28 protein-coding genes and 1 tRNA gene are annotated in these 26,560 nt (G+C 71.2%); 17 read left to right on the forward strand and 12 right to left on the reverse strand.

Features of this window, described 5'->3' with window-relative positions; all coding sequences use genetic code 11:
* Window positions 1-8 precede the first annotated feature (8 nt).
* From bcsA to A37W_RS0119720, 8 genes are all read left to right on the forward strand, one after another.
* Window positions 9-2,381 (forward strand): UDP-forming cellulose synthase catalytic subunit, encoded by a 2,373-nt coding sequence (gene bcsA / locus A37W_RS0119685; protein ID WP_018304771.1) that lies wholly within the window; start codon window positions 9-11, stop codon window positions 2,379-2,381.
* The gene (locus A37W_RS0119690; RefSeq protein WP_018304772.1) at window positions 2,378-4,606 is read left to right on the forward strand and encodes a cellulose biosynthesis cyclic di-GMP-binding regulatory protein BcsB; all 2,229 of its coding nucleotides are present in this window, start codon (window positions 2,378-2,380) and stop codon (window positions 4,604-4,606) included. The genes bcsA and A37W_RS0119690 overlap by 4 nt, the downstream gene beginning before the upstream one ends.
* Entirely contained in the window at window positions 4,603-5,676 is a 1,074-nt protein-coding gene (locus A37W_RS0119695; RefSeq protein ID WP_026198628.1) for a family 8 glycosyl hydrolase, read from the forward strand. The genes A37W_RS0119690 and A37W_RS0119695 overlap by 4 nt, the downstream gene beginning before the upstream one ends.
* Window positions 5,661-7,205 carry a tetratricopeptide repeat protein gene (locus A37W_RS24080; RefSeq protein ID WP_018304774.1) on the forward strand — a complete coding sequence of 515 codons (1,545 nt, stop codon included), beginning with the start codon at window positions 5,661-5,663 and terminating at the stop codon, window positions 7,203-7,205. Before A37W_RS0119695 ends, A37W_RS24080 begins: the two co-directional genes overlap by 16 nt.
* A gap of 149 nt (window positions 7,206-7,354) precedes the next feature.
* Complete coding sequence (locus A37W_RS0119705; protein ID WP_018304775.1) at window positions 7,355-9,325, forward strand: DUF4139 domain-containing protein; 1,971 nt, start codon at window positions 7,355-7,357, stop codon at window positions 9,323-9,325.
* A 163-nt stretch (window positions 9,326-9,488) separates the two neighbouring features.
* Window positions 9,489-9,920, forward strand: coding sequence for a DUF1178 family protein (locus A37W_RS0119710; RefSeq protein ID WP_018304776.1), 432 nt, complete (start codon window positions 9,489-9,491; stop codon window positions 9,918-9,920).
* 161 nt (window positions 9,921-10,081) lie between these two features.
* The gene (locus A37W_RS0119715) at window positions 10,082-10,720 is read left to right on the forward strand and encodes an SDR family NAD(P)-dependent oxidoreductase (RefSeq protein WP_018304777.1); all 639 of its coding nucleotides are present in this window, start codon (window positions 10,082-10,084) and stop codon (window positions 10,718-10,720) included.
* 61 nt (window positions 10,721-10,781) lie between these two features.
* A complete protein-coding gene (locus A37W_RS0119720; RefSeq protein ID WP_018304778.1) occupies window positions 10,782-12,020 on the forward strand; it encodes an aspartate kinase in 1,239 nt (412 codons plus the stop codon).
* 188 nt (window positions 12,021-12,208) lie between these two features.
* Here the strand turns inward: A37W_RS0119720 and A37W_RS0119725 are convergent, their stop codons facing one another.
* The gene (locus A37W_RS0119725) at window positions 12,209-12,427 is read right to left on the reverse strand and encodes a YdcH family protein (RefSeq protein ID WP_018304779.1); all 219 of its coding nucleotides are present in this window, start codon (window positions 12,425-12,427) and stop codon (window positions 12,209-12,211) included.
* A gap of 158 nt (window positions 12,428-12,585) precedes the next feature.
* Between A37W_RS0119725 and A37W_RS0119730 the strand changes: the two genes are divergently transcribed.
* The 4 genes from A37W_RS0119730 (at window position 12,586) to A37W_RS22525 (ending at window position 15,048) form a co-directional block, all read left to right on the forward strand.
* Entirely contained in the window at window positions 12,586-13,005 is a 420-nt protein-coding gene (locus A37W_RS0119730; protein WP_018304780.1) for an Hsp20 family protein, read from the forward strand.
* Window positions 13,002-13,226, forward strand: a complete 225-nt coding sequence (locus A37W_RS0119735; protein ID WP_018304781.1) for a DUF1150 family protein — start codon at window positions 13,002-13,004, stop codon at window positions 13,224-13,226. The genes A37W_RS0119730 and A37W_RS0119735 overlap by 4 nt, the downstream gene beginning before the upstream one ends.
* Before the next feature lie 162 nt (window positions 13,227-13,388).
* Window positions 13,389-13,766 (forward strand): rhodanese-like domain-containing protein, encoded by a 378-nt coding sequence (locus A37W_RS0119740; protein WP_018304782.1) that lies wholly within the window; start codon window positions 13,389-13,391, stop codon window positions 13,764-13,766.
* 121 nt (window positions 13,767-13,887) lie between these two features.
* Complete coding sequence (locus tag A37W_RS22525; protein ID WP_018304783.1) at window positions 13,888-15,048, forward strand: MFS transporter; 1,161 nt, start codon at window positions 13,888-13,890, stop codon at window positions 15,046-15,048.
* A gap of 144 nt (window positions 15,049-15,192) precedes the next feature.
* On the opposite strand, the gene map is transcribed toward A37W_RS22525, so the two are convergent.
* Window positions 15,193-16,047: a type I methionyl aminopeptidase gene (gene map, locus A37W_RS0119750; protein ID WP_026198629.1), complete on the reverse strand. Its 855-nt coding sequence runs from the start codon at window positions 16,045-16,047 to the stop codon at window positions 15,193-15,195.
* A 114-nt stretch (window positions 16,048-16,161) separates the two neighbouring features.
* Here map and A37W_RS0119755 point away from each other — a divergent pair, with 114 nt between their 5' ends.
* Window positions 16,162-16,368 (forward strand): ParD-like family protein, encoded by a 207-nt coding sequence (locus A37W_RS0119755; protein ID WP_026198630.1) that lies wholly within the window; start codon window positions 16,162-16,164, stop codon window positions 16,366-16,368.
* Window positions 16,369-16,577: 209 nt separating this feature from the next.
* On the opposite strand, the gene rplA is transcribed toward A37W_RS0119755, so the two are convergent.
* From rplA to A37W_RS0119795, 8 genes are all read right to left on the reverse strand, one after another.
* A complete protein-coding gene (rplA, locus tag A37W_RS0119760) occupies window positions 16,578-17,279 on the reverse strand; it encodes a 50S ribosomal protein L1 (RefSeq protein ID WP_018304786.1) in 702 nt (233 codons plus the stop codon).
* 2 nt (window positions 17,280-17,281) lie between these two features.
* Window positions 17,282-17,734, reverse strand: a complete 453-nt coding sequence (rplK, locus tag A37W_RS0119765; RefSeq protein ID WP_018304787.1) for a 50S ribosomal protein L11 — start codon at window positions 17,732-17,734, stop codon at window positions 17,282-17,284.
* 191 nt (window positions 17,735-17,925) lie between these two features.
* Complete coding sequence (locus A37W_RS0119770) at window positions 17,926-18,405, reverse strand: VOC family protein (protein WP_018304788.1); 480 nt, start codon at window positions 18,403-18,405, stop codon at window positions 17,926-17,928.
* Window positions 18,406-18,521: 116 nt separating this feature from the next.
* Window positions 18,522-19,172, reverse strand: a complete 651-nt coding sequence (locus tag A37W_RS22530; protein WP_018304789.1) for a hypothetical protein — start codon at window positions 19,170-19,172, stop codon at window positions 18,522-18,524.
* A gap of 13 nt (window positions 19,173-19,185) precedes the next feature.
* Window positions 19,186-19,719 (reverse strand): transcription termination/antitermination protein NusG, encoded by a 534-nt coding sequence (nusG, locus tag A37W_RS0119780; RefSeq protein WP_018304790.1) that lies wholly within the window; start codon window positions 19,717-19,719, stop codon window positions 19,186-19,188.
* A 176-nt stretch (window positions 19,720-19,895) separates the two neighbouring features.
* On the reverse strand, window positions 19,896-20,093 hold the full coding sequence (gene secE, locus A37W_RS0119785) for a preprotein translocase subunit SecE (RefSeq protein WP_018304791.1): 198 nt from the start codon (window positions 20,091-20,093) through the stop codon (window positions 19,896-19,898).
* Between the two features lie 129 nt (window positions 20,094-20,222).
* Complete coding sequence (locus A37W_RS0119790) at window positions 20,223-20,678, reverse strand: hypothetical protein (protein WP_018304792.1); 456 nt, start codon at window positions 20,676-20,678, stop codon at window positions 20,223-20,225.
* 83 nt (window positions 20,679-20,761) lie between these two features.
* Window positions 20,762-20,837 (reverse strand) — tRNA-Trp (locus tag A37W_RS0119795).
* 95 nt (window positions 20,838-20,932) lie between these two features.
* Between A37W_RS0119795 and A37W_RS0119800 the strand changes: the two genes are divergently transcribed.
* From A37W_RS0119800 to A37W_RS0119815, 4 genes are all read left to right on the forward strand, one after another.
* A complete protein-coding gene (locus A37W_RS0119800; protein WP_026198631.1) occupies window positions 20,933-21,934 on the forward strand; it encodes an AraC family transcriptional regulator in 1,002 nt (333 codons plus the stop codon).
* Between the two features lie 101 nt (window positions 21,935-22,035).
* Window positions 22,036-22,896: an alpha/beta fold hydrolase gene (locus A37W_RS23050; protein ID WP_018304794.1), complete on the forward strand. Its 861-nt coding sequence runs from the start codon at window positions 22,036-22,038 to the stop codon at window positions 22,894-22,896.
* Window positions 22,897-22,947: 51 nt separating this feature from the next.
* Window positions 22,948-23,655, forward strand: coding sequence for a DUF4386 domain-containing protein (locus A37W_RS0119810; RefSeq protein WP_018304795.1), 708 nt, complete (start codon window positions 22,948-22,950; stop codon window positions 23,653-23,655).
* 56 nt (window positions 23,656-23,711) lie between these two features.
* Window positions 23,712-24,398 carry a lysophospholipid acyltransferase family protein gene (locus A37W_RS0119815; RefSeq protein ID WP_018304796.1) on the forward strand — a complete coding sequence of 229 codons (687 nt, stop codon included), beginning with the start codon at window positions 23,712-23,714 and terminating at the stop codon, window positions 24,396-24,398.
* On the opposite strand, the gene A37W_RS0119820 is transcribed toward A37W_RS0119815, so the two are convergent.
* Both A37W_RS0119820 and A37W_RS0119825 read right to left on the reverse strand, forming a co-directional pair.
* A complete protein-coding gene (locus A37W_RS0119820; RefSeq protein WP_018304797.1) occupies window positions 24,395-25,381 on the reverse strand; it encodes a zinc transporter ZntB in 987 nt (328 codons plus the stop codon). The two genes, A37W_RS0119815 and A37W_RS0119820, sit on opposite strands and share 4 nt — an antisense overlap.
* Window positions 25,382-25,717: 336 nt before the next feature.
* The coding region (locus A37W_RS0119825) for an elongation factor Tu (protein WP_018304798.1) at window positions 25,718-26,560 on the reverse strand (843 nt) is incomplete at its 5' end.

Raw genomic sequence — 26,560 nt, forward strand, 5'->3', positions numbered from 1 at the left:
CAGAGCGGGTGACCGCCGTCGTTCGTCGCCGCCGTCGCCGCGGCGTCCCGGAACTGCTCCTCTGGGTCCTCCTGGCGGTCGTCATCGCGGGCCTCGTCAGCGTTCCGCTGTCGACGAACGGCCAGGGCTTCCTCAGCATCGTCGCCGTGGCCGTGGTGGCCTGTCTCAAGCCGTTCGCCCGGCTCCTCGTGGCGCGCTTCTTCCTGCTCGCCACGGCGAGCGTGCTGGTCCTGCGCTACTATCTGTGGCGGATCCTCGAGACGCTGCCCGACCCGGGCCTCACCGTGTCGTTCGTGGTCGCGATCATGCTGCTGGTGGTCGAGACCTACTCGATCATGGTGTTCTTCCTGAACGCCTTCATCGGCGCCGACCCGACCCGTCCGCCGTTCCCGCCCAAGGTCGACCCCGAGGATCTGCCGACGGTCGACATCCTCGTTCCGTCCTACAACGAACCGGCCGAGATGCTGTCGGTCACCCTCGCGGCGGCCAAGAACATGATCTACCCGTCCGCCAAGCGGACGGTCGTCCTGTGCGACGACGGCGGCACCGACCAGCGCTGCAACTCCTCCGATCCCGAACTCGCCGCCAGGGCGCGGGCCCGCCGCGCGGAGCTGCAGGCGCTGTGTGCCGAGCTCGGCGTGAAATACTCCACGCGCGCCAGGAACGAGCACGCCAAGGCCGGCAACATGAGCGCGGCGCTCGCCGACCTGAATGGCGACCTCGTCGTCGTGTTCGACGCCGACCACGTGCCCAGCCGCGACTTCCTCGCCCGGACGGTGAACTACTTCGTGGCGGAGCCCGAGCTGTTCCTCGTCCAGACGCCGCACTTCTTCATCAACAAGGACCCGATCCAGCGGAACCTCGAGCTCAGCGAGGCCTGCCCGCCCGAGAACGAGATGTTCTACAGCCTGATCCACCGCGGGCTGGACCGGTGGGGCGGCGCGTTCTTCTGCGGCTCCGCCGCGGTGCTGCGGCGCCGCGCCCTCGACAGCGTGGGCGGCTTCGCGGGCGAGACGATCACCGAGGACGCGGAGACCGCGCTGGAGATCCACGCCTCGGGCTGGAAGAGCCTCTATCTCGACCGCGCTATGATCGCCGGCCTGCAGCCCGAGACCTTCGCCTCCTTCATCCAGCAGCGTGGCCGCTGGGCGGCGGGCATGATGCAGATGCTGCTGCTCAAGCGGCCGCTGACGCGGCGCGGCCTCAGCGTTCCGCAGCGGATCTGCTACATCAACTCGATGAGCTTCTGGCTCTTCCCGCTGATGCGGCTGTTCTACCTCTACGTTCCGCTGGTCTACCTGTTCTTCGGGATCGAGATCTTCGTCGCGACCTTCGACGAGGTCATCGCCTACATGCTGGGCTACCTGGCCGTCTCCTTCCTGGTGCAGAACGCGCTCTACGCCCGCTTCAGGTGGCCGCTGATCTCCGAGATCTACGAGGTGGCGCAGGCGCCCTATCTGGCCCTGGCGGTGCTGCGCACGGTCCTGCGGCCGCGCGGCGCCAAGTTCAACGTCACCGCCAAGGACGAGACGCTGAACCAGAACTACATCTCGCCGATGCACTGGCCGCTGACGATCCTGTTCCTGACGATGCTGGCCGGCCTCGTCGCGTTCGGCATCCGCTGGTACACCTTCCCCGGCGACCGGGCCGTCCTGTCCGTCGTCGGCGGCTGGGGCATATTCAACTTCATCCTCGTGGGCGTGGCCTGGCGCGCGGTCGCCGAGCGGCAGCAGCGCCGCGCCTCGCCCCGCGTCGCGATGGACGAGGAGGCGACCCTCTCGATCCCGGGCAGCGAGCACGCGGCGATCCCCGTGCGGATCACCGACACCTCGACCAGCGGCGCCGGGGTGCTGGTGGAGGGCAACGCGCTGCCGGGCGGCGCGACGGTGGCCGCGCTCCGGGGCAAGACGGTGATCCTGACACCGACCCTCGCCTCGAACCCGACGCTGTCCTCGCCGATCGCCGCGACCGTCGTGTCGATCAAGCCGGCGCAGGAGGGCCAGTCCCTCGGCGTGCTCTTCGACGCGCACCAGCCGATGAAGGTGCGCGAGACCGTCGCCTTCCTGATCTTCGGCGACAGCGAGAACTGGCGCAGCATCCGCCACTCGACCCGCCGGCCCAAGGGTCTGCTCGCCGGCCTCGCCTACGTGCTGGGGCTGTTCTTCCGGGGCATGCCGCTGGTCCTGCGCGAGTTCTGGCGCGAGCCCGCGCGCCGCCGCGACGTCCAGGTGAACCAGGTCGCGACGGAGAAGCCGGCGCACCTCCTCGCCTTCGGCGTGGATGTGGAGGAGAGAGAGCGCCTCGCGGCCGAAGAGGCCGAGGCCGAGGCCGCCGCGGAGGCCGCCGCCAAGGAGCGGCGCGACCTCGCCGAGGCGTCATGATCCGCCGCTGGCTTCCACCGCTGCTCGTCGGGGCCGTCGTCATGTCCCCGGTCGCCCGTGCGCAGGAGACGGCGGACGAGCCGGTGATCGACCTCTCGCCGCTGCTCGGTCTCGAGGGCGTCCAGCCGACGGACGAGGCGGAGGATCCCGCCGCTCCGGCCGACGAGATCGACGCGGTCCTGCCGGACTACTCGCGCCGCGCTCCGGGCGACGCCGCCGCCGACGCAGCCGCCGGGGAGGAACCCGACGCGGCCGAAGCGCCGGAGCCCGAGCCTCAGGTCCTGTTCCCCGCCGTCGCCAACGGCGGCTTCGGCATCCAGCGGATGAGCGGCGAGCACGCCCGGATGGAGCTGCGCGTGATCGTCCCGCCCGGTGCGGACGTCGAGGCGCTGACGGTCTCGTACCGCAACAGCATCAACGTCCTGACCGCGGAATCGCAGATCACCGCGATCCTGAACGGGGTCGAGATCGGCAGCTGGGCGCCCAACGCGTTCGCGGGGTTCGAGACCGTTTCGCTGCCGACCGACGAGCTGCGATCCGGCAGCAACGAACTGATCCTTCTCGGCGATCACCGCCACCGCATCTTCTGCGGCCCCGACGCCACGTTCGAGGTGTGGACAGAGGTGGACACCGCCGGCACCGGCGTCACCCTCGATCTCGGCCAGCTGTCGGCCCAGAGCCAGAGCCTGGCCGACACGCTTCTCGCGCAGCTCTCGTCAGGCGGCGGCGTCCCGCTCGTCGCCGCCGGGACTCCCGACCCGGCGCTCGTCGCGGAACTGCGGCGCCGGATCGGCGGGCTGATGCCGGGCCTCCTGCCCGACCTGCCGGTGGAGAGCGCCTACACCCCCGCCGGCGAGACGCCGTCCCTCGCCCGCGTCGCCATCGTGCCCGATACCGAAGGGCCGCCGGTCGAGGTGCGCCGGACGCCGGAGGGGGGCCTCGTCCTCGTCGTCGAGGAAGGCGCCGAGCCGTCGGCCCTCGACACGTTCCTCCCGCTTCCCGAGGCTCGCACGGGTCCGACATTGGTCGATCCGGGCCAGCCCGCGAGCCTCGACGACCTCGGCTCCGGCGCCATCGAGATGCGCGAGCGCTACGAGCGGGTGGACGTGGATTTCCGCCTGCCCCGCGACTGGCTGCTGATGTCATCGCAGAAGGCGCAGATCGACCTGACCTACGGCTATGCGGCCGACCTTCCCGAAGGGTCGCTCCTGCTCGTCAAGGTCAACGACACGACCGTGCGCCTGCTGCCGCTCTTCGGCCAGGGGGGCGAGGTGCTGCCGACGCTGCCGATCGGCTTTCCGGCGCGGCTGCTGTCGCCGGGCATGAACCGCCTCAGCTTCGAGGCGGTGGTCCCGGGCGACCCGCCGGACCTGCCGTGCCCGCCGGTCGACGGCCCCATCTTGGCGATTTCCGGCGACAGCAGCCTCAGCGTGCCGCCCTCGCCCCGGATGCGGCGGATCGACATGGGGCCGACCCTGTACGAGCTGGGCTCGGGCACCATCGAGGCGGTGCCCGGCGTGGCGGAGAACAGCCGCGCCGCCGCCGTCGATGCCCGTCTCGCGACGTTGGCCACGCCGTATCGCCTGGATGCCGACGCCGGCGACGGCCCGGCGCCGAGCCTGGTGATCGCGGATCTCACGAGGCTGGACGACGTGCCGCTGGGCGCGGTCGGCCTTGACCGGATGCGGCTGGAGACCGCCCTCGGGGTCGCGCGCCCCGATCTCGAGGAGGACATTGCCGAAGGCTCGACCGTGTGGTCGCTCTCGCGCCTGTCCGACGCGGCCCGGACTCTATGGCAGCGGATCGCGGGCATCGCCCGTCCCGGAGATCCGCCGCTCGACCGGTGGCTGTCGGACCGGCAGGGCACTGCCCTTCTCGTCATGCCGCGCCCGGACGTGCCGGAAGAGCTGGTCCTGATCCTCGGCCAGCGCGCCGATCCCGCCACCGTGGCCGCCGCGGTCGAGAAGGGGCGGACCGATCCCGACGGTCCTGGCGGCCAGGCCGCGCTCCTCAATGCGGACGGCACGTGGGAGACATGGCAGCCCGCCGGCGTCGCCCCGGTGCTGGAAGAGCCGCTGACCATCCGCAACGCGCGGATCGTCGCGGGCAACTACGCGTCGTGGTCGCCCTTCATCTACGTCGCCCTTCTGACCGTTCTCGTTTCCATCTCGGTCCTTCTGGGCCTCATCTTCGTCGTCCGCACACGGGAGAGCCGCAACCGATGAACAGACGCAGGCTACTTCAGTCGAGCTTCGGTGCAGTCGCGTCGCTGATGGCGGGCGGAGCGTTGGCGCAGGCCGGCCGCGGAACGCACCCCCTGACGGCAGCGTGGGAGGTCTGGAAGGCGGCCTACCTCGAGCCCGACGGCCGGGTGGTCGACAGACTGCAGCAGGGCGCCAGCCACTCCGAAAGCCAGGGCTACGGCCTGTTGCTCGCGGCCACGGTGGGGGACGAGGCGGCGTTCGACAGCATCAACGCCTGGACGATGTCGAACCTGAGGATGCGGCCCGACCACCTGTTCGCCTGGCGCTGGCTGCCGGACAGCGCGACCAACGTGCCCGACCGCAACAACGCCAGCGACGGCGATCTGTTCTACGCCTGGGGCCTGATCCGCGGCGCCGTCACCCTGCAGCGCCCCGAGCTGATCGACCGGGCGACCGACATCGCGACCGACCTCGCCGCGGCCTGTATCCAGCCGCATCCCGACGGCAGCGGCCGGCTCGTCTTCACCCCCGCGGCGGGCGGATTCCAGCGGGACGAGGGGCTGATCGTGAACCCTTCGTACATGATGCCGCTCGCGATGCGCGAGGTCGCGGCGTCGACCGGCGTCTCGGCCTTCGCCCGCTGCGCCGACGACAGCGTCCGCATCATCACCGACCTCGCCCAGGGCGGACTCGTGCCCGACTGGATCGAACTGCGGCCCGGCGGCGCCGTGCCGGCCGAGGGCATGTCGAACGAAAACGGGTACGAGGCGATGCGCGTGCCGCTGTTCCTCGTCTGGTCGGGCCAGCAGCAGCATCTCGCCGTCCGGCGCCAGTCGGCCGCCTACGCCGACGCCGACACCGCGCGTGGCGCCACGCCCACGGTCCTGGACCGAGGCACGGGAGTGGTATTGGAAACCAGCTCCGATCCGGGGTATTCCGCACTCGCGGGGCTGTCGCTCTGCGTCACGTCAACGCGGGCCGGTGCCTTGATGCCGCGCTTCTCGACGCGGCAACCTTACTACCCGGCCACGCTGCACCTGATGACGCTGCTGGCCCAGTTCGAGGCGGTTTCGAGATGCGTTCCCATCTAGGCTTTGCCCGGCTGCCGGCCTTCTGCCTCGCGGCGTTCGTCGGCTTCGCCGCCCTTCCCGCCGCCGCGCAGGACGCCCCCACGGCCGAGGATCTTCGCGCGCTCGTCTTCTACATCGAGAACAACGAGACGGCCGCCATACAGGCAGAGCTGCGGCGCCTGAGGATCGAGTTTCCGGGCTGGACCCCGCCGGAAGATCTGTCCGAGCTGGGCGTGACGGCGCTGGCCCCCAACGTCGAGGTCGATGACATCTACGCGGCGATCGCCCGCGGCGACGTGGCCGGCGCTCGCCGGCTGATCGACGAGACGCGGGCGCAGTTCCCGGGATGGACTCCGCCGCAGGACATGCAGACGCTCCTCGCCACCGCCGACGCGTCGTCCCGGTTCGACGAGGCGATCGGAGCGCGCGATCCGGTCGCCGCCCTGCGGATCGCGGTCGACAATCCCGAGCTGCTGCGCTGCAACCGGATCAACAACCCCTGGCGCCTGGCCGAGCTGCAGGAAGCGACGGGCAATCCCGCCGCCGCCCTCGCCACCTATCGCCAGATCATCGCCTCATGCTCGGCCGCCGACGACCTGATCGCGACGATCGAGAAGGCGAACTCCGTCGCCTCGACCGACCAGATCAACGCCCTGATCGCCAGCGCCACCGCGCGCAACCCGGCCGCGTCCGAGCGGCTGGAGCAGCTGCGCCGCCGCCTCCTCGCCGGTCGCGGCATCGCGATCCAGACCGAGCCGGATGCGCCGCGCGCCTCGACCGAGCCCGCCCCCGCGGCCACGCCCCGGCCGGTCCCGACCGCGCCGGCGGCGGCTCCGGCCCCCGCGCCCCGTGCGCCCGCGCCCGCCCCCGCGGCGGCCCCGGCCCCTGCGCCCCGCGCCCCCGCGCCCGCCCCGACCGCCGCGGCGCCGGTGGTCGCGGGCGTCGCGCCCGGCACGCCGGCGGTCAGCCCGCTGGCGTCCCTGAGCCTGCGCGGCGACGGCCGCCTCGCCCAGGTCCGCGCCGCGGCGGCGGCCGCCGACTTCCGCACCTGCGCCGCCCGGTCCACCTCGCCCCAGTCGATCGAGGTGGCCTACGAGCGGGCCTGGTGCGTCTACAACCTCGAGCGCCCGCTGGAGGCGCTTGCCCTCTTCACCCTCGCCGCCAACAGCAGCCTCGGCGGCACCGTCCGGCGCGACGCGCGCTACGGGATGGCCCTGTCCTACCTCAAGCGGAACATGACCGACGCCGCCTCCGAGATCGCGGCCTCGACCGACCTGACGCTCGACCAGCGCCGCACCGTGGAGGCCATCATCCTCGACCAGCGCGGCGTGCGGGCCTACCAGGAAGAGGACTACGACCGCGCGATCGTCTACTTCGACGGTCTGGAAGAGCTCGAAGGCACGCTGCGCCGCGACCTCGCGATCCTGCGCGCCTATGCGTACCTCAATTCCGGCGATGTCCGCCGCGCGCGCGAGGAGTTCCAGCGCCTCGACAGCGAGCTGCGCACCGAAGACACCCGCGCCGGCCTGGCCGCCGCCCGGACCCAGTAGCGGCCGCCTGCCCGGGTGGGAGACCGTACGGCGCGGGGGCGCAGCAAGGCCCTCGCCCGCGCTCGCGAAAATATCGTATCGTCGGCCCAAGGCTCCGGCCCCGGCCGGCGTCTCATTTGACACCGATCCATTTTCCGGAGCTTTCGCCGATGCGTCGCCTCGCCGTTCCCCTTCTCGCCTCCGCCGTCTCCGCCCTCGCCCTCGCCGCCGCCGCGCAGGACGCGCCCGTGCGGGCCGTCACCCTGTACGAGGCCGGTCTCGCCGACCTCGTCCGCGAGACCGGCGATGCCGACGCCCTGTCGCTGCGGATCCCGCTGCGGGACGTCGACGACGTCCTGAAATCCCTGCTGGTGCGGGGCCGCGGCATCGACGGGGCGATGATCGCCCTCGACGGGCCCGAGCCGGTGGCGGACGCCTTCGCCGCCCTGCCCTTCGGGCCCGACGCGGCCCGCGACTTCGAGACGCTCCTGCGGTCCCTGCCCGGCCTGCGCGTCAGCGTCTCCACCGCCGGCGGGATCGAACCGCGGGCGGGCCAGGTGCTGGAGGTCAGCGAGAGCTGTGCACAGGAAACCGGCTGCACCACCCATGTTACCGTCTTTCACGACGACGGCGCGATCCGCCGCTGGCCGCTCGACGGCACGGCCGCCATCGCCATCGACGACCCCGAGATCGCCGACGCGCTGCGCGAGGCGCTGACGATCCTGCGGGACAGCGCGGCGGGCGACAGCCGCGAGGTGACGATCAGCTTCACGGGCGACGACATCGCCGACGGCGCCGTCAGCTACGTCATCGCCGCGCCGGCCTGGAAGACCGCCTACCGCGCCCTGACGGACGGCGACGGCGCGGTCGACCTGCAGGCCTGGGCGGTGATCGAGAACGCGACCGGCGAGGACTGGGAGGACGTGACCCTGACCCTGTCCTCCGGCACGCCGCGGACCCTGCGGGCCGACCTCTTCGGCCGCGACTGGCGCTACCGCGAGGAGGCGGGCTTTGGCGACGGCATCGTCGAGGCGCCGGTGGTGATGGTGGAGCCGCAGATGCGCGCCTACGACGAGGCCGAGAGCTTCGGCGGCGCGATGGCGGGGATCGCGCCGCCGGCCCCCGCGCCGGTTGCGGCGGCCGCCACGGGCGCGGAAGGCGCGCTCGACAGCCGCTTCACCTTCGACGAGACGGTCGATCTGGACGCGGGCCAGATGCTGTCGATGCCGTTCCTGTCCGGCGCTCTGGAGGCGGAGAACCTCAAGCTCTGGCGCGGCCGGCTGGGCAACCGGACCGGCGCGCCGGAGATGCGGCTCGAGATCGTCAACGACCTGACGGTGCGCCTGCCGCCCGGGATCATGACCGTCAGCGACCGCGAGGGCGGCTACGTCGGCGACGCCGAGGTGCCGATCGTCGCTCCCGGCGAGACGCGGGCCGTCTACTACGGCGAGGATCGCGGCATCCGCGTCGAGGAGGAGACCGAGGCCGCCCGCACCCGCCTGTCCGTGCGCCTGTCGTCCGGAAACCTGATCGTCCGCAGCGAGGAACGGCGCGAGGCCCGCTACGCCGTCACCGTCCATGACGGCGCGGACGAGGTGGTGACGATCGACCACCCGGTCTCGCCGGGCTGGGCCTCCTCCGTCGTCGGCGCCGACGCGCCCGAGGCCGAGCCGCGGACCGAGGACGACGGCAGCAAGTGGCTGCGGGTCGCGCTGGAGGTGGCCGAGACCGACGAGTGGCCGGGCGAGGCGGTGCTGGTGATGCGCGACGTACGCCCGGTGACCGAGCAGCAGGCGATCGGGCTGATGGATCCCGACACGCTCGTCTACTGGTCAGGCGAGGTCGACGACGCCGCCGACGCGGCCTTCCTCACCGAGGCCGCCCGTCTCGCCCGCGCCGCGTCGGACGCCGAGAGCGCGCTGAACGACGTCGAGGACGACATCCGCCGCCTGTCGACGGAGCAGGACCGCGTCCGCCGCAACCTCGGCTCGGTCAGCGAGACGTCGACCGCCTACGAGCGCTTCCTCGCGGACCTCGTCGCGATCGAGGACCGGATCGGCGAGGCCACGCTGCAGGCCGAGCGGCTGCGGGGCGAGGCCGCCGACCTGCGCGCCGCCTTCGACGCCCACGTGGCGGGCTGACCGGGGGTCGGGTGCCGGCGCGGACGACGCGCCGGCCCCCGATCCGCGCGTGCGGGACACAGGGGCGAGAGGATCTGGCGGAGCCTGTTGCAAGGACAGTAGAATTCGCCCCGGCAGCGCATATCTGTCCTTCATCGCAACCCGCCAGGTCCCGCCCGCCCCGATGATCCGCTACGCCCTGAAATGCACCGACGGCCACGACTTCGAGAGCTGGTTCGCCTCCGCCGACGCGTTCGACCGGCTGAAGGTGGCCGGTCAGCTGTCCTGCGCGGTCTGCGGCGGCACGTCGGTGGACAAGGCGCTGATGGCGCCCCGCGTCAGCACCGACGCGTCGGACGCGCCCGCGCCGGCGCCGACGCTGTCCACCCCCTCCACTCCGATGGAGAAGGCGATGGCGGCGCTGCGCCGCAGGATCGAGGCCGAGAGCGACTATGTCGGCCTGTCCTTCGCCGCCGAGGCGCGGGCGATGCACGAGGGCGACAAGCCGCACCGCGCCATCCACGGCGAGGCGAAGCCCGAGGAGGCGAGGGCCCTCCTCGAGGACGGCATCCCCATCGCCCCCCTGCCCTTCCTGCCGACCCGCCGGGCGAACTGACGCCCCTCGCCCGCGCGCTGCCGCGAGACGTGGCCGCGGCATGCCCCCCCCCCGCCCGCCGCCGGGCCCGCCCGGGAGAACCGGCCGCGGCACTTCTCCCCCCGCTTGCCGCCGCGCCCGGCCGCGATACCTGCGGACGGCACGACGACAAGGAGCGCCCCATGATCCTCATCACCGGAGCCAGCCGCGGCGTCGGCGCCGCCCTCAAGTCCCTGTACGAGACGCGCGGCGAGACCGTGATCGGCACCTCCACCGCCGGCGGCGACGGCCTCGTCCCCCTCGACCTGCGCCGCCCCGACCTCGGCCCGGTGACCGAGGCGCTCGGCGCTACCCCCCTCGACCTCCTCGTCTGCAATGCCGGGATCTATGCCGACCGCGGCACCCGCATAGGGGACGGCCTGCCGCAGTCGATGTGGGAGGAAGTTTTCGCGATCAACGTCTTCGGCGTCTACCGCACGATCGAGGCGGTCCTGCCGAACGTCCGCGCCGCCAAGGGCCGGATCGCGGTGATCTCCTCGCAGATGGGCTCGTCCGAACGCGCCGGCGGCGGCTCCTACGTCTACCGCGCCTCCAAGGCCGCCTCGCTGAACCTCGGCCGCAACCTCGCCGCCGACCTCGCCCCCGAGGGCATCGCCCTCGGCATCTACCATCCCGGCTACGTCGCAACCGACATGACCTCCCACCGCGGCTCCGTACAGCCGGACGACAGCGCCGCCGGCCTCGCCGCCCGCTTCGACGCCCTGAGCCTCGACACCGCCGGCGAGTTCCTATCCTACGAGGGCGAACGGCTGCCGTTCTGACCCCTCCTTGCCCCCGCGTGAGCGCGCCTCTATAGGCGCGGCGGAGCAAGGGAAGGGGATCATGCCGATCCTGGTGATGAAGTTCGGCGGCACGTCGGTCGCCAATATCGACCGCATCCAGCGCGCGGCCAAGCGCGTGGCGGTCGAGGTGGCCAAGGGCTACGACGTGATCGTCGTCGTCTCGGCGATGTCGGGCGAGACCAACAAGCTCGTCGGCTACGTCTCGGAGACGTCGCCGCTGTACGACGCGCGCGAATACGACGCGGTGGTGGCGTCGGGCGAGAACGTCACCGCAGGCCTGATGGCGCTGCGCCTGCAGGAGATGGATATCCCTGCACGGTCCTGGCAGGGCTGGCAGGTGCCGGTGCGGACGACCTCCGCCCACTCCCAGGCGCGGATCGAGGAGATCCCGACGGGCAACATCCTGCGCAAGTTCGCCGAAGGCATGCGCGTCGCCGTCGTCGCCGGTTTCCAGGGCGTCAGCCCCGAGGGCCGGATCACCACGCTCGGCCGCGGCGGGTCGGACACCACCGCAGTCGCCTTCGCCGCCGCCTTCGGGGCCGAGCGGTGCGACATCTACACCGACGTCGACGGCGTCTACACCACCGACCCCCGCATCTGCGACAAGGCCCGCAAGCTGGACCGCATCGCCTTCGAGGAGATGCTGGAGCTGGCGTCGCTGGGCGCCAAGGTGCTGCAGACCCGCTCGGTCGAGCTCGCCATGCGGTTCGGAGTGCGCCTGCGGGTGCTGTCGTCGTTCGAGGACAACGGAGAGACGGCCGGAACGCTCGTCTGCGCCGAGGAGGATATCGTGGAAAGCAACGTGGTCGCCGGGGTCGCCTACAGCCGCGACGAAGCCAAGATGACGCTGATCTCGGTCGCCGACCGACCCGGCGTCGCCTCCGCCATCTTCGGCCCGCTGGCCGAGGCTGGGGTCAACGTGGACATGATCGTGCAGAACATCTCGGAGGACGGGCGCACCGACATGACCTTCTCCTGCCCCACCGACCAGGTGCTGCGGGCCGAGAAGGCGATGCAGGCGGCGAAGGAGTCGGGCGCGATCAACTTCCAGGAGCTGGTGGCCGACAAGGGCGTCGCCAAGGTGTCGGTCGTCGGCATCGGCATGCGCAGCCACGCCGGCGTCGCCGCCCAGATGTTCAAGGCGCTCGCCGCCGAGGGCATCAACATCAAGGTCATCACCACGTCCGAGATCAAGATCAGCGTCCTGATCGACCGGAAGTACATGGAACTCGCCGTGCAGGCCCTGCACGACACGTTCGGGCTGGAGCGGGCGGCCTAGGCCCAGACCGTGACGGCGCAGTCCCCGTCAGGGCCATGGCTGCCGCGCTGCCCAGGGCGGCCCGGCGGACGACGTGGAGCGGGTCGAGCTTCGCGATGGCGGCACCGATCCGTTGGTGCCGCCGCCTGCTGCCGAAGGGCGGCATGCAGGCGGCGTGCCACGGCACCCGCATGAAGGCGCGGCGGCTCTTACGCGATGATGTCCGGTAGCAGCTGATCCTCGATCTGCGCGATCTGATCCTTCAGGCGCAGCTTCTGCTTCTTCAGCCGGCGTACGGTGAGCATGTCGGACGGGCCCCGCCCCTCGAGCGCGTGGATCGCCTCGTCGAGGTCGCGGTGCTCGCGCTTCAGGACTTCCAGCCTGACGCGGAGGATCTCCGCCTCGTCCATCTGCGAGGAGTCGGACATCGACTGCTCCTGTCCCGTGTGCGCCCAGTGATACCGCCTGCGCCGGGCCGTGCCCAGACCTTGCGGCGCAGCGTCGCGGCTCCCATATCGTGGGCAGGCCCCGTCGCCGCAAGTCGGGACGGGCGCCGCCAGTCGCTTGGGATCAAGGACGCCGCCTGATGACGAAACTCACGCTGGGAACGCATCCGTTCCTCCTCGGCTTCGAGCAGCTGGAACGGCTGGTCGAGCGGACCGCCAAGTCCGGGGCCGAGGGTTATCCCCCCTTCAACATCGAACAGACGTCCGATGCGTCCTACCGCATAACGCTCGCCGTGGCTGGGTTCGCCGAACCGGACCTGTCGATCACGGTCGAGGACCGGCAGCTGGTGATCCGCGGGCGGCAGTCCGACGACGCCGACGGCCGGGTCTACCTGCACCGCGGCATCGCGGCGCGGCAGTTCCAGCGGAGCTTCGTGCTGGCCGACGGCGTTGAGGTGTCGGGGGCCGCCATGGAGAACGGGCTGCTTCACGTCGATCTGGTCCGCAAGACGCCCGACAGCGTCGTCCAGACAATCCGCATCAGGAGGAACGAGCAATGAACACACGCCATGACCTCGGAGACCTCGGCGAGAACGTCGTCTACGTGAAGCCGGTGTCGGTCTCGGACCTGCCCGAAGAGGTGCAGGAGCAGGCCGGCGACCTGACGACGCTCTTCGCCGTGCATGATGCGGAGGGGCAGCAGCTCGCCCTCGTCGCCAACCGCACGCTGGCGTATCAGCTTGCGCGCCAGCACGACATGGTGCCGGTGACGGTGCACTGACGCCGGACGACCATGCCCGCCTGGCATGACGCGCGCCCCCGGGCGCGCGTTCTTGCTCGGGGTGGTGCCATGTCCGGCCCAACCCTCGTCCAGCGATGGCGCCCGCTATGGCCGCCCTGCCCGGCCGTCCTAGATGCAGCCCAGCATCAAGGAGACGACCCCATGAAGACCGCCCAGCACTATCTCGACGAGGCGAATGCCGTCGTGCCGAAGATCGCGTTCGAGGACGCCGTCGCCAAGCATCAGGCCGGCGAGACCATTTTCATCGACGTGCGGGATTCCGGCGACATCGCCAAGTCCGGCACCATCGCCGGCGCCAAGCGGATCCCGCGCGGCCTTATCGAGTTCGTGGCCGACCCGAATACTCCGTTGCACGATGCAGACCTGACGCCGGAGGCGGACATCGTGCTGATCTGCGGCAAGGGCGGCCAGGCTGCTCTGACCGGCAAGACGCTGCACGACATGGGCTTCAAGCACCTCGCGAACGCAGGCGGCTTTCCCGACTGGAAGGAGAAGGGCGGCCCCTCCGAGGCCGGCTGACCGGCACCGGGTCGGCGCTGCCGCCCCCTCGGCGGCACCTTCCCGCCCCGGCGGGACCCTCCCTTGACCTCGCCGGCGGGTCCGGTGAGGAAGGCGGCGACGCCCCTTCCGGAAGCCGATCATGACCAGTGTCCCCGCCCCGCCCGTCCGGGGCTTCGTGCATCATCGCGCGGTCTTCGCGCTGTTCTTCCTCTACGCCCTCATCCTGGGGGCGATCCTGTCGCGGCTCTACGACATGCAGGCGCGGATGGGGGTCGAGGAAGGCGCGCTCGGCCTCGGGCTGCTCGGGATGCCGCTGGGCACGCAGATCGCGCTGCTCTTCGGCGCGCCGCTGGTCCAGCGGCTGGGCACGAGGGGGATCGTCCGAAGCGGGCTGGGCGTGCTGGCGGCGGGGCAGATCATCGCAGCGACGTCGACGGGCGTGCCGCTGTTCTTCGTCGCGCTGACGCTTGCGGGGCTCGGGATCGGCCTCGTGGAGGTCGTCCTCAACCTCGAGGCTGATCGGGGCGAGGCGGAGCTCGGCCGGCGCATCATGTCACGGGCGCATTCGTTCTGGAGCTTCGGGTTCTTCGCCTCGGGTCTCGCCGGTGCGGCGGCGGCGGGGCTGGCGATGCCGGTCTGGCTGCACCTCGTCATCGTGGACGCCGTGGCGCTGGCGGCGATGACGCTGATCCTGCGCGACTTCCGTCCCGCCCGCTCGCGCCTGGTCGAGAGCGCGCCCGCCGCCCGCTTCGTCGCGCCCGACCGGTTCATCCTGGTTCTCCTCGCGATCACGCTGTCGGCGATGATGCTGGAGGGGGCGGCGAACGACTGGTCGGTGATCTACATGCGCGACACGTTCTCGCCGGGGGCCTTCGTCGCCGGCCTCGCACTGGCCGTCGCCGCCGGCAGCCAGGCGCTGATGCGGTATTTCGCCGACCCCGTGGTCGACCGGTTCGGACCACGCGCGGTGGCGCGAAACCTGCTGATCGTCCTCGGGATCGGGGTGGTGCTGGTGACGTTCGCGCCCAGCCCCTGGGTCGCCTTTGTCGGGTTCGCCGCGATCGGGATCGGCAACGGCACGCTGTTCCCGCTCGCCGTGTCGGCCGCGGCGCAGCGGGACGACCGCCCCTCGGCCGAGAGCGTCGCGGCGCTGGCGCAGACCTCGTTCTTCGTGTTCCTGGTGACGCCGCCGCTCCTCGGCTTCCTCGGCGAGCACATCAGCCTGCGGGCGTGCTTCGCCATCGGGCTGCCTCTGGTCGTGCTGTCGCTGGCCTTCGTGAACCGCCTGGCGCCGCGCTGAGCGGCGACACGGAAAGGTGTGCGCGCCGAGGCACCAATGAAGACGGGCGCCGCAGGGCCAGCCATTCGCATCTCGTGGTGCAGACGGGCGGTATGGCTCCGAGCGCGATGTCGGCTGTGAGCCCGTCATGGAGATGAATATCGGCTATGGGGACTCGGCCGCGAGTTCGACCCCCGGCGCATCGAGGCCTCTGGGGGAGAGAGTGAAGATCTCGAACCCTTCCACCGTGACGCCAATCGAATGCTCGAACTGAGCCGACAGCGATCTGTCCCGCGTCACTGCGGTCCAGTCGTCGGCGAGCATCTTCACCTCCGGCCGACCCAGATTGATCATCGGCTCCACCGTGAAGATCATTCCCTCTCGGAGTTCCGGACCTGTGTTCGGCCTGCCGAAGTTCAGGATGTCGGGAGAGTCGTGAAAGACCCGGCCGATACCGTGACCGCAGAAGTCCCGGACAACCGAACATCGTTCGGACGCCGCGTAGCTCTGGATTGCATGCCCGATATCGCCCAGCCGAGCCCCCGGACGGACAGCGCGAATGCCGTGCATCATCGCCTCGAAAGCGATGCGGACAAGGCGCTCGGAGGCCCTCTTCGGTTTGCCGATCGCGTACATGCGGCTGGAATCTCCATGCCAGCCGTCCACCACGAGCGTGACGTCCACGTTGACGATATCACCGTCGCGAAGCTTCTTGTTGTTGGGAAAGCCGTGACACACCACATGATTGACCGACGTGCAGCAAGCATATTCGTAGCCCTTGTAACCCAGCGTCGCAGGCCTCGCGTCATGCGCCGCGGCGAAGTCGAGAACGAAGGTATTGATGTCTGAAAGGGGCGTGCCGGCGCTGACAAGCTCCGCCACGCCGTCAAGACAGGTTGCGGTAAGTGCACCGGCGCGGCGCATTCCTTCGAAGGCATCTGGCCCGTAGAGCTTGATGCTCCCGGTTCTCCGGGCCTCTCGAGCGGGCGGAGCAAGTGGCATGTCGATATAGGTGTCCACCGGATTCGCCTTCCAGATGATCGTCGGCCCCGTGCTGACGGCGTTTGACGCCAGTCACAGATCGAATATACGCTTCATATATGATGCGTATCGCAAGCCACAGGAGACATGTCCATGGGTATCGTCAAGATCGGGGACGAGCTGCACGAGGAGTTGCGCAAGTCGAGCGGAGTCATGTGTCGCTCGATCAATGCTCAGGCGGAGTTCTGGATGAAGGTGGGCATGCTGGCCGAGGCAAATCCCGGCCTGTCCTTCACCGAAATCATGGCACAGCAGCTCAGGGACGCCGACGTGCAAGTGCATGGGACCAAGGCTGCCTGAAGTCGCCAGGTCCGCCCGCGTGTGGTCGCCCTTAGCTGGAATGCGGTCACGGTAGAAACGCCGATGAAGATCGGCTCCATCCGCCCGCCGTCACTGAGGCAGGCCGCGGCGCATGGAGCCATTCCCGCCGGGATCTCGGCCACGAGTGGACCTAGAAACGCAAAAGGGCGCCCGCGGGGGCGCCCTTTCGTTCATAGCGGGCGGATGCCTCAGGCGTTGCCGGTCGCGCTGGCCAGGTCGACCGAGACGCCGGGGCCCATCGTGGACGACAGCGAGACCTTCTTCATGTAGGTCCCCTTCGCGCCCGCGGGCTTGGCCCGGCCGACGGCCTCGACGAAGGCGCGCACGTTCTCGGCCAGCTTGGCGGCGTCGAACGACGCCTTGCCGATGCCGGCATGGATCACGCCCGCCTTCTCGACCTTGAACTGGACCTGGCCGCCCTTGGCCGCCTCGACGGCTTCCTTGACGTCCATCGTCACCGTGCCGACCTTGGGGTTCGGCATCAGGTTGCGCGGGCCCAGCACCTTCCCCAGACGGCCGACGATCGGCATCATGTCGGGGGTGGCGATGCAGCGGTCGAAGTCGATGGTGCCGCCCTGGATGGTCTCCATCAGGTCTTCGGCACCCACGATGTCGGCGCCGGCCGCCTTGGCCTCTTCCGCCTTCTCGCCACGGGCGAAGACCGCGACGCGCACGGCCTTGCCGGTGCCGTTGGGCAGGTTGACCGTGCCGCGGACCATCTGGTCGGCGTGGCGCGGATCAACGCCGAGGTTCATCGCGATCTCGACGGTCTCGTCGAACTTCGCCTTGGCGTTCGACTTGATCAGCGCGATCGCGTCGTCGAGGGCGATGCTGTCCTTGCCCTCGAACTGTTCGCGGGCGGCGCGGGTGCGTTTTCCGAGCTTGGCCATGATTACCCCCTGACCTCGATGCCCATGGACCGGGCGGAGCCGAGAACGGTCTGCATCGCGCCCTCGACGGAGGTCGCGTTCAGGTCCTTCATCTTGGCCTCGGCGATCTCGCGCACCTGGGCGAGCGTGATCGTGCCGGCGACTTCCTTGCCGGGCGTGACCGCGCCCTTCGGGCGGTTGCGCTTGCCGACGGGCTTCAGCCCCGCGGCCTTCTTGATCAGGAACGAGGCCGGCGGCGACTTGGTGTCGATCGTGAACGACTTGTCCTGGTAGTAGGTGATCACGGTGGGGATCGGCGAGCCGGGTTCGAGGTCCGCCGTCTTGGCGTTGAACTGCTTGCAGAATTCCATGATGTTGATGCCCCGCTGACCGAGGGCTGGGCCCACCGGCGGGGAGGGGTTGGCCTGGCCGGCCTTCACCTGCAGCTTGAGCTGCCCCATGACTTTCTTGGCCATGGTGTCTCCTTTCTCAACGGCCCCCGGACGCGTCCGGCGACCCTTTGGTTGACGTGGTCCGGTCCGGCGGTCGCGACCGCCTCGCCTCCCACGAGGATTCGCCGCCCCGAGGGACGGCAGGCCGTCGCGTTACAGCGTTCCGGGTCGCGATGCAAGGACCGGGGGCCGGGCGCCCCCGGCGACGCGGGGCGTCAGCCGCGGCGGGCGGCGTCGATGGTGGCGACGTCGATCTTGCGCATCTCCATCATTGCCGCGAAGGCCCGCTGCGCCTCGGCCCCGCCGGCCTTCATCGCCTCGGTCAAAGTGCGCGGCGTGATCTGCCAGTTCACCCCCCAGCGGTCCTTGCACCAGCCGCACGCGCTCTCGGCGCCGCCGTTGCCGACGATGGCGTTCCAGTAGCGGTCCGTCTCCTCCTGGTCGTCGGTCGCGATCTGGAACGAGAACGCCTCGCTCTGCGGGAATTGCGGCCCGCCGTTCAGGCCCATGCAGGGGATTCCGAGGACGGTGAAATCGACCGTCAGCACATCACCCGCCCTGCCGTCCGGGTAGTCGCCGGGCGCGGTGTGAACGGCGTTGACGCGGCTGTCCGGAAAGGTTTCCGCATAGAACCGGGCCGCGGCCTCGGCGTCCTTGTCGAACCAGAGGCAGATGGTGGTCTTTGGGATCGTCATCGCGGCATCCTCCCGGAGCGACGGGTCTGCGGGACTTCCGCGACCCTCCGTCCGCGACGTTATATTGATATCAATATAGAGGCAACCGCGCGGAGGAAACCCTACCGCTCGGAACGTCAGCCGGCGCGCCTGCCGACGTCCAGCACGGCGCGGAGCGGGCGGGGATGCGCGTCCCACGGAATTGCCCGAACGAAAAGGGCGGCATAGCGCGTCTTGCGCCCGGCCCGGGACGACAGGAAGCGCCGCAGCTGCGCCGCCAGCGGGGCGTCCCGCCAGGCGGCCTGCGCCTGCAGCGTGTGCAGCGCGTCCGCCTCGCCCTCGCGGGCGATGATCTCAAGCGCTGCGTCCAGTCCGACCGCGCGAAGAAGCTCGTCCTCGAGGTCGATGTCGCAGACGAAGAACCCGGCGCGGCCGAGGATATCGTCGGGCGTGCCGGACCAGCCGGCAAGGCGCAGGCCCTTGCGCAGGAACGGAGCCTCGGCGGCGTCGCAGAGGCCCCCGGCGAGGGTGCCGGTGCCCTGCGGGCCGAACCGGCGGAGGAAGGGGCCGACCGCGTGGGCCCCGCCGGCGGGGAGGATGACGGTGCGGGTGAGGTCGATCCCGTCGACCTCGGCCAGGGTCTCCAGCGCCACGACGTCGCTGATCCCCTCGACCAGCAGCACCCGCGCGGCGCGTTCCGCACGGACCAGCGCCTCGGCCGTCGCGTGCAGCGGCGCGTCGGGGCCGTGCTCGTGTCCCGCGGCCCCGATGCGGCGCGTCGCGCTCATCGGGGCACCGCGATCAGCCCTGCTTGGAAACCTGGGTGAATTCCAGCTCGACCGGGGTCGCGCGGCCGAAAATCGAGACGGTGACCTTGAGGCGCTGGTTGTCCTCGTCCACCTCTTCGACCATGCCGTCGAAATCCTCGAACGGGCCGTCGTTCACCTTCACCTTCTCGCCGATCTCGAAGCGGATCAGGGTGCGCGGCGCCTCCTGCCCCTCCTCGACGCGGCCGAGGATGGCCTGCACCTCGGCGTCGCGCATCGGCATCGGCCGGCCCTGCGGGCCGAGGAAGCCGGTGACGCGGTTGATCGAGTTGATGAGGTGGTAGCCCTCGTCCGACATCTCCATGTGGACGAGCACGTAGCCCGGCATGAACCGCCGCTCGGTGTTCACCTTCTTGCCGCGGCGGACCTCGATCACTTCCTCGGTCGGGACGAGGACCTCGTCGATCTGCTCCTCCAGCCCCTGCTCGGCCACCTTGGAGCGAATCTGCTCGGCGATCTTCTTCTCGAAGTTCGAGAGGACCGAGACCGAATACCAGCGCTTCGCCATCGTCGTTGCCTTGCCTTCCTGAACCGGGCCGGGGCCCGCTGACCTGCGGTCGCGGCCGCGTACCGGCCGCCCGAAAAATGAAAGGGCGCGCGACTCGCCGCGCGCCTCTCCGGAAACTCCGGGTGCCATACCGCCCGCGCCCCCCGAGTTCAAGGGGCGGGCGCGGACCCGTGCCGTCAACTGCCGAAGACGTTCAGCACGCCCTGCAAGCCCGACCGGATGCCGAGATCGACGAGGCTGAAGAAGATCGCGGCCACGGCGGCCAGCAGGAACACCATGATCGTGGTCAGCGTCACCTCGCGTCGGGTCGGCCAGACGACCTTGGCGATCTCGGCGCGGGTCTGCTGGATGAACTGGAGCGGGTTCGTGGCCATGGGCGGCGTGTCCTGTAGGCTGGGCGGGTCGCACATACGCCCCGCCCGCCCGAGTTTCAAGCGCCCGTCGGCGCCCGCGGCGGGCCGACGCGGCAGCGGCCGGGGCTCCGATCCATCACCCCCGGCGGGTCAGGGCCGGTCCGACCATTCGGCGAACATCTCCGGCGAGGGTGAGTTCATGTCCTCGATCCCCCAGCCCTGCCCTTCGTTCGACAGGACCACGGTCTGGAGCTCGTCCTCCATCATCCCGAACGGCACGTGCGCGTGGCCGCGGCCGTCGTAGCGCGGGTTGGCGAGCGCGCCGTCCCAACCGTCGATGGCCGTCACGACCCAGCCGCCGAAGATCTCGTCGTACTCGGGATGCGACGGCCCCACCGCGGCAATCTCGTCGAAGAACTCCTTGTTGGTCTCGTTCGACAGTTCGGCGATCGTGGCAAGGTCCCGCGCCTGGTAGGCCAGGAGAAACGCCCGCGCCGTGGCCATGGGATCGTCGCGGTCGACGACCTCCTGAGCGGAGGCGAGACCGGCGGACAGCAGGAGAGGCAGGGCCAGAACGACCCGGCGGGCGAAACAGAACGTCGTCATCGAAATATCCTCACGACACATGCAATGGCCGCACATTAGGGCGGGCGCTTGTCCGGGCGCAACCGCCGGAGATGTCGGAGGACTGGCAGGGGCAGAGGGGCTCGAACCCCCGACCTACGGTTTTGGAGACCGTCGCTCTACCAACTGAGCTATACCCCTAGGCCGCCGCGTGGATAGGCCCGCCCGGGCAGGCGGTCAAGGCGGTTTGCGCGGACGGCTGACCGCACGCGGTCCGCCGTGCTATGGCGGGGAGCATGGGAACGGTACCGGCAACCTTCGCGCGGACCTTCGCGGCCGTCGCCGGGCTGGCGCTGGACGCCTCGGGCGAACTTGCGGACGGGGCGCGCGTGCTGCTGCGCGTTCCGCCGGGCGAGCGGCTGGACGAGGCGCACTACCACGCGCTGATCGAGGCGGTGGTGGCGCATCACGGCGACCGCGCCGGCCTCGCCATCGGCTATGCCGAGGCGCTGCATCTCGACGACCTCGGCGCTCTCGGCCTCGCGGTCAAGACGGCGCCACGGCTGCGGGATTCGCTGCAGCGGGTGGAGCGGTACTACCGCCTCGTCACCGACAGCGTCCGCTACCGGCTGGACGAGACAGCGGCGCCGCTGTTCCTGCTGGACCGGGACGGCCCGACGCGGGAGGACGAGGAGGTGCGCGACGAATGCGCCCTCGCCGGCTTCGCGCGCAACATGCGCCGGTTCGTGGGGCCGGAGCTGCGGCTGGAGGAGGTGACGTTCGCCCATCCCTGCCGCCTCGACGCGGGGCGGCTGGCCGAGTGGTTCGGCTGCCCCGTCCGCTTCGACGCCCCGCGGACCTCGATCGCGTTCGCGCCCGACGTGCTGGACCTGCCCACGCGCCTCGGCGATCCCGCCGTCTCGCGCTTCCTGACCGCGCACCTGGACGCCCAGCTTGCCGCCCTGGCCCCCGGCGACCCGCTGGAGCGGGCGCTCGCGGCGCACCTGTCCGAGGCGCTGAGCACGGGCGTCCCCCGCGCCGGCGCGGTCGCCCGCGCGCTGGGGATGAGCGAGCGGACGCTGTACCGCCGCCTGTCGGATCTCGGCCTCACCTACCAGGGCGTGCTGGAGCGGACGCAGCGCTCGCTGGCGGAGAGCCTGCTGGCCGAGGGCCACCACTCGCTGGCCGAGGTCGCGTTCCTGACCGGCTTCTCCGAGCAGAGCAGCTTCAGCCGCGCGTTCAAGCGCTGGGTCGGTCGCCCGCCCGGCCGCTTCCGCAGGGCCGCGCCGATCGCATGACCGACCAGTCTGGCAGGATCGCGCACGGGGCTGGCAGGGTCGGCCAAGAACCGCGAGGGCCGACGCGGGCAGTCTGGTCTCACCAACAACGGAGACCGGACATGACCTGCCAGACCCTTCCCCTTCGCCGCCTCGCCGTCCTCGCGCTGGCCCTCGCGCCCGCGCTGGCCGCCGCGGAGACCGGCGAAATCGACGCGAACGGCGTGCCCCTGCGCTTCACCGACGAGGGTTCGGGCCCCGCGATCGTGCTGCTGCACGGCTTCGCCGGCTCCTCGCACCTGTGGACCGCCACCGGGCTCGCCCCGATGGAAGGCTTCCGCACGATCACCTTCGACGCCCGCGGCCACGGCGGGAGCGGCAGGCCGGAGACGGCGGACGCCTACGGCGCCGAGATGGTGGCCGACGTGCTGCGCGTCATGGACGCCCGCGGCGTCGCGGCGGCGCACCTCGTGGGCTATTCGATGGGCGCCGAGACGGCGCTGCGGGTGGCGGTGGAGCAACCGGACCGGGTGCTGTCGGTCGTGGCGGCCGGCTCCGGCTGGTCCGGCGACGCCGAGGCCCAGGGCTACGCCTTCATCGCCGAGGCCCTGGCCGGCGTGGACACGTTCGGCGCCTTCATGGCGGCGATGGCGCCGGAGGGCGGGATGCCGGCCGAGGCGGAGGCCGCGATGGGCGACCTGCTCGCCGCGCACGGCATCGACCCGGGCCAGCCGGCCGCGCCGCTGGCGGCCGTCGCGGGCGGGCTGCCGGCGATCATCTCGATCGACGCCGCCGCGCTGGGGATGCTGGACGTTCCGGTCCTCGGGATCGCCGGCGCCGACGATCCCGAGTGGCCGAACGTCGAGGCGCTGGCCGGCGCGGTGCCTGGCGCGACCGCCACGGCGATCGCCGACGCCGACCACCTCACCGCGCCGCTTGCGCCGGATTTCGCCGCCGCCGTCGCGGCCTTCCTCGCCGACTGATCCCCCGCCGGGCGCCCGGGCCCGGCGGCACTGCCCAAGGAGAGACCCCCCATGACCCGCCCTTCCCCCTTCGCCCCCCTCACCGCCCGCCGCGCGGGCCTCCTCTACCTCGTCATCATCGTCTGCGGCCTGTCGGCCGAGCTGGCGTTGCGCGGGCCGCTCGTCGACCTCGCCGATGCCGCCGGGACGGCGGACGCGATCCGGGCCGCGCCCGGCCTGTTCCGCCTCGCCATCGGCGCGGACATCGTCATGGCCCTCGCCGACGCCGCGCTCGCCCTCCTGCTCTACCGGCTGCTGAAGCCGGTCGATGCCGGCCTCGCGCTGGCGGCGATGGTGTTCCGGCTGCTGCAGTCCGGCCTCATCGCCTCGGGCCTGATGTTCCAGCAGGCGGCGTGGCTGGCGCTGTCCGGCACGCAGGATCTGTCGGGCCTCGCGCCGGGGCAGGCCGAGGCGCTGGCGGCGCTGATGCTGAACCTGCACGCCCACGGCTACGACCTCGGGCTGGTCTTCTTCGGCGTGAACTCCGTCCTGACGGGCCTGCTGCTGTGGCGGAGCGGCTTCGCCCCCCGCCCCCTCGGCGCCGGCCTCGCCCTCGCCGGGGCGGTGTACCTGACCGGCAGCGCCCTGCGCTTCGCCGCGCCGGCCGCGTTCGAGGCGTTCGCGCCGGCCTACGGGATCACGATCCTCGCCGAGGGCGCGGTGTGCCTGTGGCTGCTCCTTGCCGGGCGTTTGATCCGCCTGCGACCGGCCGGCGCCTGAGCGGGAAGCCGCGGCGGGGCTGGACCCTGCCGCGGTCCCGTCGCATTCATGCGCCCATGTCCCGCCTGCGCGCCCTCCGCCGCCGCATCTCGTCCAGCCCCGCCGCCGCCCGCCTCGCCGCAGGCCTGCCCCACGGCTGGCTGCGCCTCGCGCTGCGGACCGGACGCTGGCGGGTGGAAGGGCTGGACGAGCTGCGCGCCCGGCTGACGAATGGCCCCGTCATCGTCGCCCTGTGGCACGAGCGCATCCTCCTCGGCGCCCCGCACTGGCCGCACGACGCCGGCCCGCTGATCGCGCTGCACGCGCACAGTCCTGCCGGCCGCGTGGCGGGCCGCCTGCAGGAGGTGTTCGGCGTGGCGCCGGCCGAGATGGCCTCGGGCGGCGCGGCGGGCCTGTCGGCGACGCGGACGGTGCTGAAGGGGCTGAAGGCCGGCCGCAGTGTCGCGGTGACGGGCGACGGCCCGCTGGGGCCGGCGCGGGTGATGAAGGACGTGGCGCTGGACTGGGCCCGCGCGTCCGGCGCGCCGGTGGTGCTGTTCGCCTGGGGCAGCAAGCGGCAGCGGCGGCTGTCCAGCTGGGACCGCCTCGTCGCGCCGGGGCTGTTCGACCGCGGCCTGGTGATCTTCCGCACCTGGGACTGGACGGTACCGCCCCGCCTGACCCCGGACCAGCGCGAGGAGCTGCGCGCCGCGCTCGCATCGGACCTCAGCGCCCTCTGCGCCGAGGCCGAGGCGCGCGCCTAGCGCGGCCGGATCACGTTCAGCGCCCAGAGGATCGCCAGCTGCACGACGAGGATCGCGCCGCACAGCGCGGTGAAGGTCCAGAAGGCCGGCGGCCACTCCGCCCCCGGCATCCCGGCGAGGTTGATGCCCATGAGGCCGGTCAGGAACCCCAGCGGCAGGAACACCGCCGAGACGATGGACAGGATGTAGAGGTTGCGGTTCAGCCGCGCGTCGGCCCGGCTCTCCAGCTCGTCCCGCAGCACGACCAGACGCTCGCGCAGCGACTCCACCACCTCGACCAGCCGCTTCAGCGTGTCCTCCGCCTCCTGCAGCTCGTAGCGGTCGTTGTCGGACAGCAGCGGGCCCGGCACCGCGTGCAGCCGCGCCACAGCGTCGCGCTGCGGCACGAGGAAGCGGCGGAAGTCCACGACCGCTGCCCGCTGGTCGTTGATATGGGTGCCGAGGCCGTCGCCGCCGCCGCGCAGCAGCTTCTCCTCCAGCGCGTCCGCGTCGGTGTCCATCTCGCTCACCACCTCCTCGATCCGCGCCACGAGTTCCTCGACGAGGACGGCGAGGAAGGTGCCGGCAGTCCGGGGGCCTTCCCCCCGGCGGTAGAGTTCCTCCATCGCCTCGACCGTCTTCAGCGGCCGCCGCGTCAGGGTCACGATGCGGTTCGGGTCGATCCAGATCCGCAGGCTGATCATGTCCTCGGGCTCGGCGCCCGGGTTCAGGTTCACGCCCCGGAGGTTCAGCAGGACCCCGTCGCCCAGGGGCGCGAGGCGCGGCCGCGTCGCCTCGGCGTTCAGCGCGTCGCGCACTGCCTCGGGCAGGTAGCCGAGGTTGTCGTCGACCCACTGGTCGGCGCGCGGATCGTCCGCCTGCATGTGAAGCCAGGCGCATTCCTCGGCGGCGAGGGCGGCGGCGATGTCTTCGGGTTCGGACATGAGCGCCCGCTCGGGCGGGGCGTCGAGACGGGTGGCGAAGAGGATGAAGTCGGGGGTCATGGACGGACGCTACCCGCGACGGGGGGCCGGGGCTAGGGGCCGGTCCTCCGGAGGCCGGCGGGGCGAGCCGGCACGGCCGGCGTCACCAAGGGCAGCGTCCGGATCGCCATCGCACAGGCCGGCAGCGGGCCGGCGTCAGCGCCAGCCCCCGCCGGAGCGGAAGGCCGCACGACACGTCCGGGGCTGTGCGCTGTCGCAACCGACAGCGCCTGCCCGGGCCGAGACGGCGGACCGCGGCGCTGCCGGCGAGCGGGCCGCCTCCGAACGAGAAAGGGCCGCCCCGGAGGGCGGCCCTTCCATGTCCTGCGGCAGTGCGGGGCCGACCGCGGCCGCCGCTTACTCGATGATCTTCGAGACCACGCCGGCGCCGACGGTGCGGCCGCCTTCGCGGATGGCGAAGCGCAGGCCGTCTTCCATCGCGATCGGGGCGATCAACTCGACCGTGAACTTCAGGTTGTCGCCCGGCATCACCATCTCGGTGCCCGAGGGCAGCTCGACGGTGCCGGTGACGTCCGTGGTCCGGAAGTAGAACTGCGGCCGGTAGTTCGCGAAGAACGGCGTGTGGCGGCCGCCCTCCTCCTTGGTGAGGATGTAGGCCTCGGCCTCGAACTTGGTGTGCGGCTTCACCGAGCCGGGCTTGCACAGCACCTGGCCCCGCTCCACGCCCTCGCGGTCGATGCCGCGCAGCAGCGCGCCGATGTTGTCGCCCGCCTCGCCGCGGTCCAGCAGCTTGCGGAACATCTCGACGCCCGTGCAGGTCGTCTTCTTGGTGTCGCGGATGCCCACGATCTCGATCTCGTCGCCGACGTTGATCACGCCGCGCTCGACCCGGCCCGTCACCACGGTGCCGCGGCCCGAGATCGAGAACACGTCCTCGATCGGCATCAGGAACGGCTGGTCCACGGCGCGCTCGGGCGTCGGGATGTAGTCGTCGACCGCCGCCATCAGCGCCCGGATCGACTTCTCGCCGATCTCCTCGTCACGGCCTTCCATCGCCGCCAGCGCCGAGCCCTTGATGATCGGGATGTCGTCGCCGGGGTACTCGTACGAGGTCAGCAGCTCGCGCACTTCCATCTCGACGAGCTCCAGCAGCTCCTCGTCGTCCACCTGGTCGACCTTGTTCAGGTACACGACCATCCGCGGGATGCCGACCTGGCGGCCGAGCAGGATGTGCTCGCG

It is taken from the genome of Wenxinia marina DSM 24838, assembly GCF_000379485.1.
Classification (GTDB): Bacteria; Pseudomonadota; Alphaproteobacteria; order Rhodobacterales; family Rhodobacteraceae; genus Wenxinia; species Wenxinia marina.

Excerpts from the sequence above, each read along its gene's own strand:
- A37W_RS0119690 (WP_018304772.1), top strand. The coding sequence starts at position 2,378 with ATGATCCGCCGCTGGCTTCCACCGCTGCTCGTCGGGGCCGTCGTCATG.
- A37W_RS0119695 (WP_026198628.1), top strand. The coding sequence starts at position 4,603 with ATGAACAGACGCAGGCTACTTCAGTCGAGCTTCGGTGCAGTCGCGTCG.
- A37W_RS24080 (WP_018304774.1), top strand. The coding sequence starts at position 5,661 with ATGCGTTCCCATCTAGGCTTTGCCCGGCTGCCGGCCTTCTGCCTCGCG.
- A37W_RS0119705 (WP_018304775.1), top strand. The coding sequence starts at position 7,355 with ATGCGTCGCCTCGCCGTTCCCCTTCTCGCCTCCGCCGTCTCCGCCCTC.
- A37W_RS0119710 (WP_018304776.1), top strand. The coding sequence starts at position 9,489 with ATGATCCGCTACGCCCTGAAATGCACCGACGGCCACGACTTCGAGAGC.
- A37W_RS0119715 (WP_018304777.1), top strand. The coding sequence starts at position 10,082 with ATGATCCTCATCACCGGAGCCAGCCGCGGCGTCGGCGCCGCCCTCAAG.
- A37W_RS0119720 (WP_018304778.1), top strand. The coding sequence starts at position 10,782 with ATGCCGATCCTGGTGATGAAGTTCGGCGGCACGTCGGTCGCCAATATC.
- A37W_RS0119725 (WP_018304779.1), bottom strand. The coding sequence starts at position 12,427 with ATGTCCGACTCCTCGCAGATGGACGAGGCGGAGATCCTCCGCGTCAGG.
- A37W_RS0119730 (WP_018304780.1), top strand. The coding sequence starts at position 12,586 with ATGACGAAACTCACGCTGGGAACGCATCCGTTCCTCCTCGGCTTCGAG.
- A37W_RS0119735 (WP_018304781.1), top strand. The coding sequence starts at position 13,002 with ATGAACACACGCCATGACCTCGGAGACCTCGGCGAGAACGTCGTCTAC.
- A37W_RS0119740 (WP_018304782.1), top strand. The coding sequence starts at position 13,389 with ATGAAGACCGCCCAGCACTATCTCGACGAGGCGAATGCCGTCGTGCCG.
- A37W_RS22525 (WP_018304783.1), top strand. The coding sequence starts at position 13,888 with ATGACCAGTGTCCCCGCCCCGCCCGTCCGGGGCTTCGTGCATCATCGC.
- A37W_RS0119755 (WP_026198630.1), top strand. The coding sequence starts at position 16,162 with ATGGGTATCGTCAAGATCGGGGACGAGCTGCACGAGGAGTTGCGCAAG.
- rplA (WP_018304786.1), bottom strand. The coding sequence starts at position 17,279 with ATGGCCAAGCTCGGAAAACGCACCCGCGCCGCCCGCGAACAGTTCGAG.
- rplK (WP_018304787.1), bottom strand. The coding sequence starts at position 17,734 with ATGGCCAAGAAAGTCATGGGGCAGCTCAAGCTGCAGGTGAAGGCCGGC.
- A37W_RS0119770 (WP_018304788.1), bottom strand. The coding sequence starts at position 18,405 with ATGACGATCCCAAAGACCACCATCTGCCTCTGGTTCGACAAGGACGCC.
- A37W_RS22530 (WP_018304789.1), bottom strand. The coding sequence starts at position 19,172 with ATGAGCGCGACGCGCCGCATCGGGGCCGCGGGACACGAGCACGGCCCC.
- nusG (WP_018304790.1), bottom strand. The coding sequence starts at position 19,719 with ATGGCGAAGCGCTGGTATTCGGTCTCGGTCCTCTCGAACTTCGAGAAG.
- secE (WP_018304791.1), bottom strand. The coding sequence starts at position 20,093 with ATGGCCACGAACCCGCTCCAGTTCATCCAGCAGACCCGCGCCGAGATC.
- A37W_RS0119790 (WP_018304792.1), bottom strand. The coding sequence starts at position 20,678 with ATGACGACGTTCTGTTTCGCCCGCCGGGTCGTTCTGGCCCTGCCTCTC.
- A37W_RS0119800 (WP_026198631.1), top strand. The coding sequence starts at position 20,933 with ATGGGAACGGTACCGGCAACCTTCGCGCGGACCTTCGCGGCCGTCGCC.
- A37W_RS23050 (WP_018304794.1), top strand. The coding sequence starts at position 22,036 with ATGACCTGCCAGACCCTTCCCCTTCGCCGCCTCGCCGTCCTCGCGCTG.
- A37W_RS0119810 (WP_018304795.1), top strand. The coding sequence starts at position 22,948 with ATGACCCGCCCTTCCCCCTTCGCCCCCCTCACCGCCCGCCGCGCGGGC.
- A37W_RS0119815 (WP_018304796.1), top strand. The coding sequence starts at position 23,712 with ATGTCCCGCCTGCGCGCCCTCCGCCGCCGCATCTCGTCCAGCCCCGCC.
- A37W_RS0119820 (WP_018304797.1), bottom strand. The coding sequence starts at position 25,381 with ATGACCCCCGACTTCATCCTCTTCGCCACCCGTCTCGACGCCCCGCCC.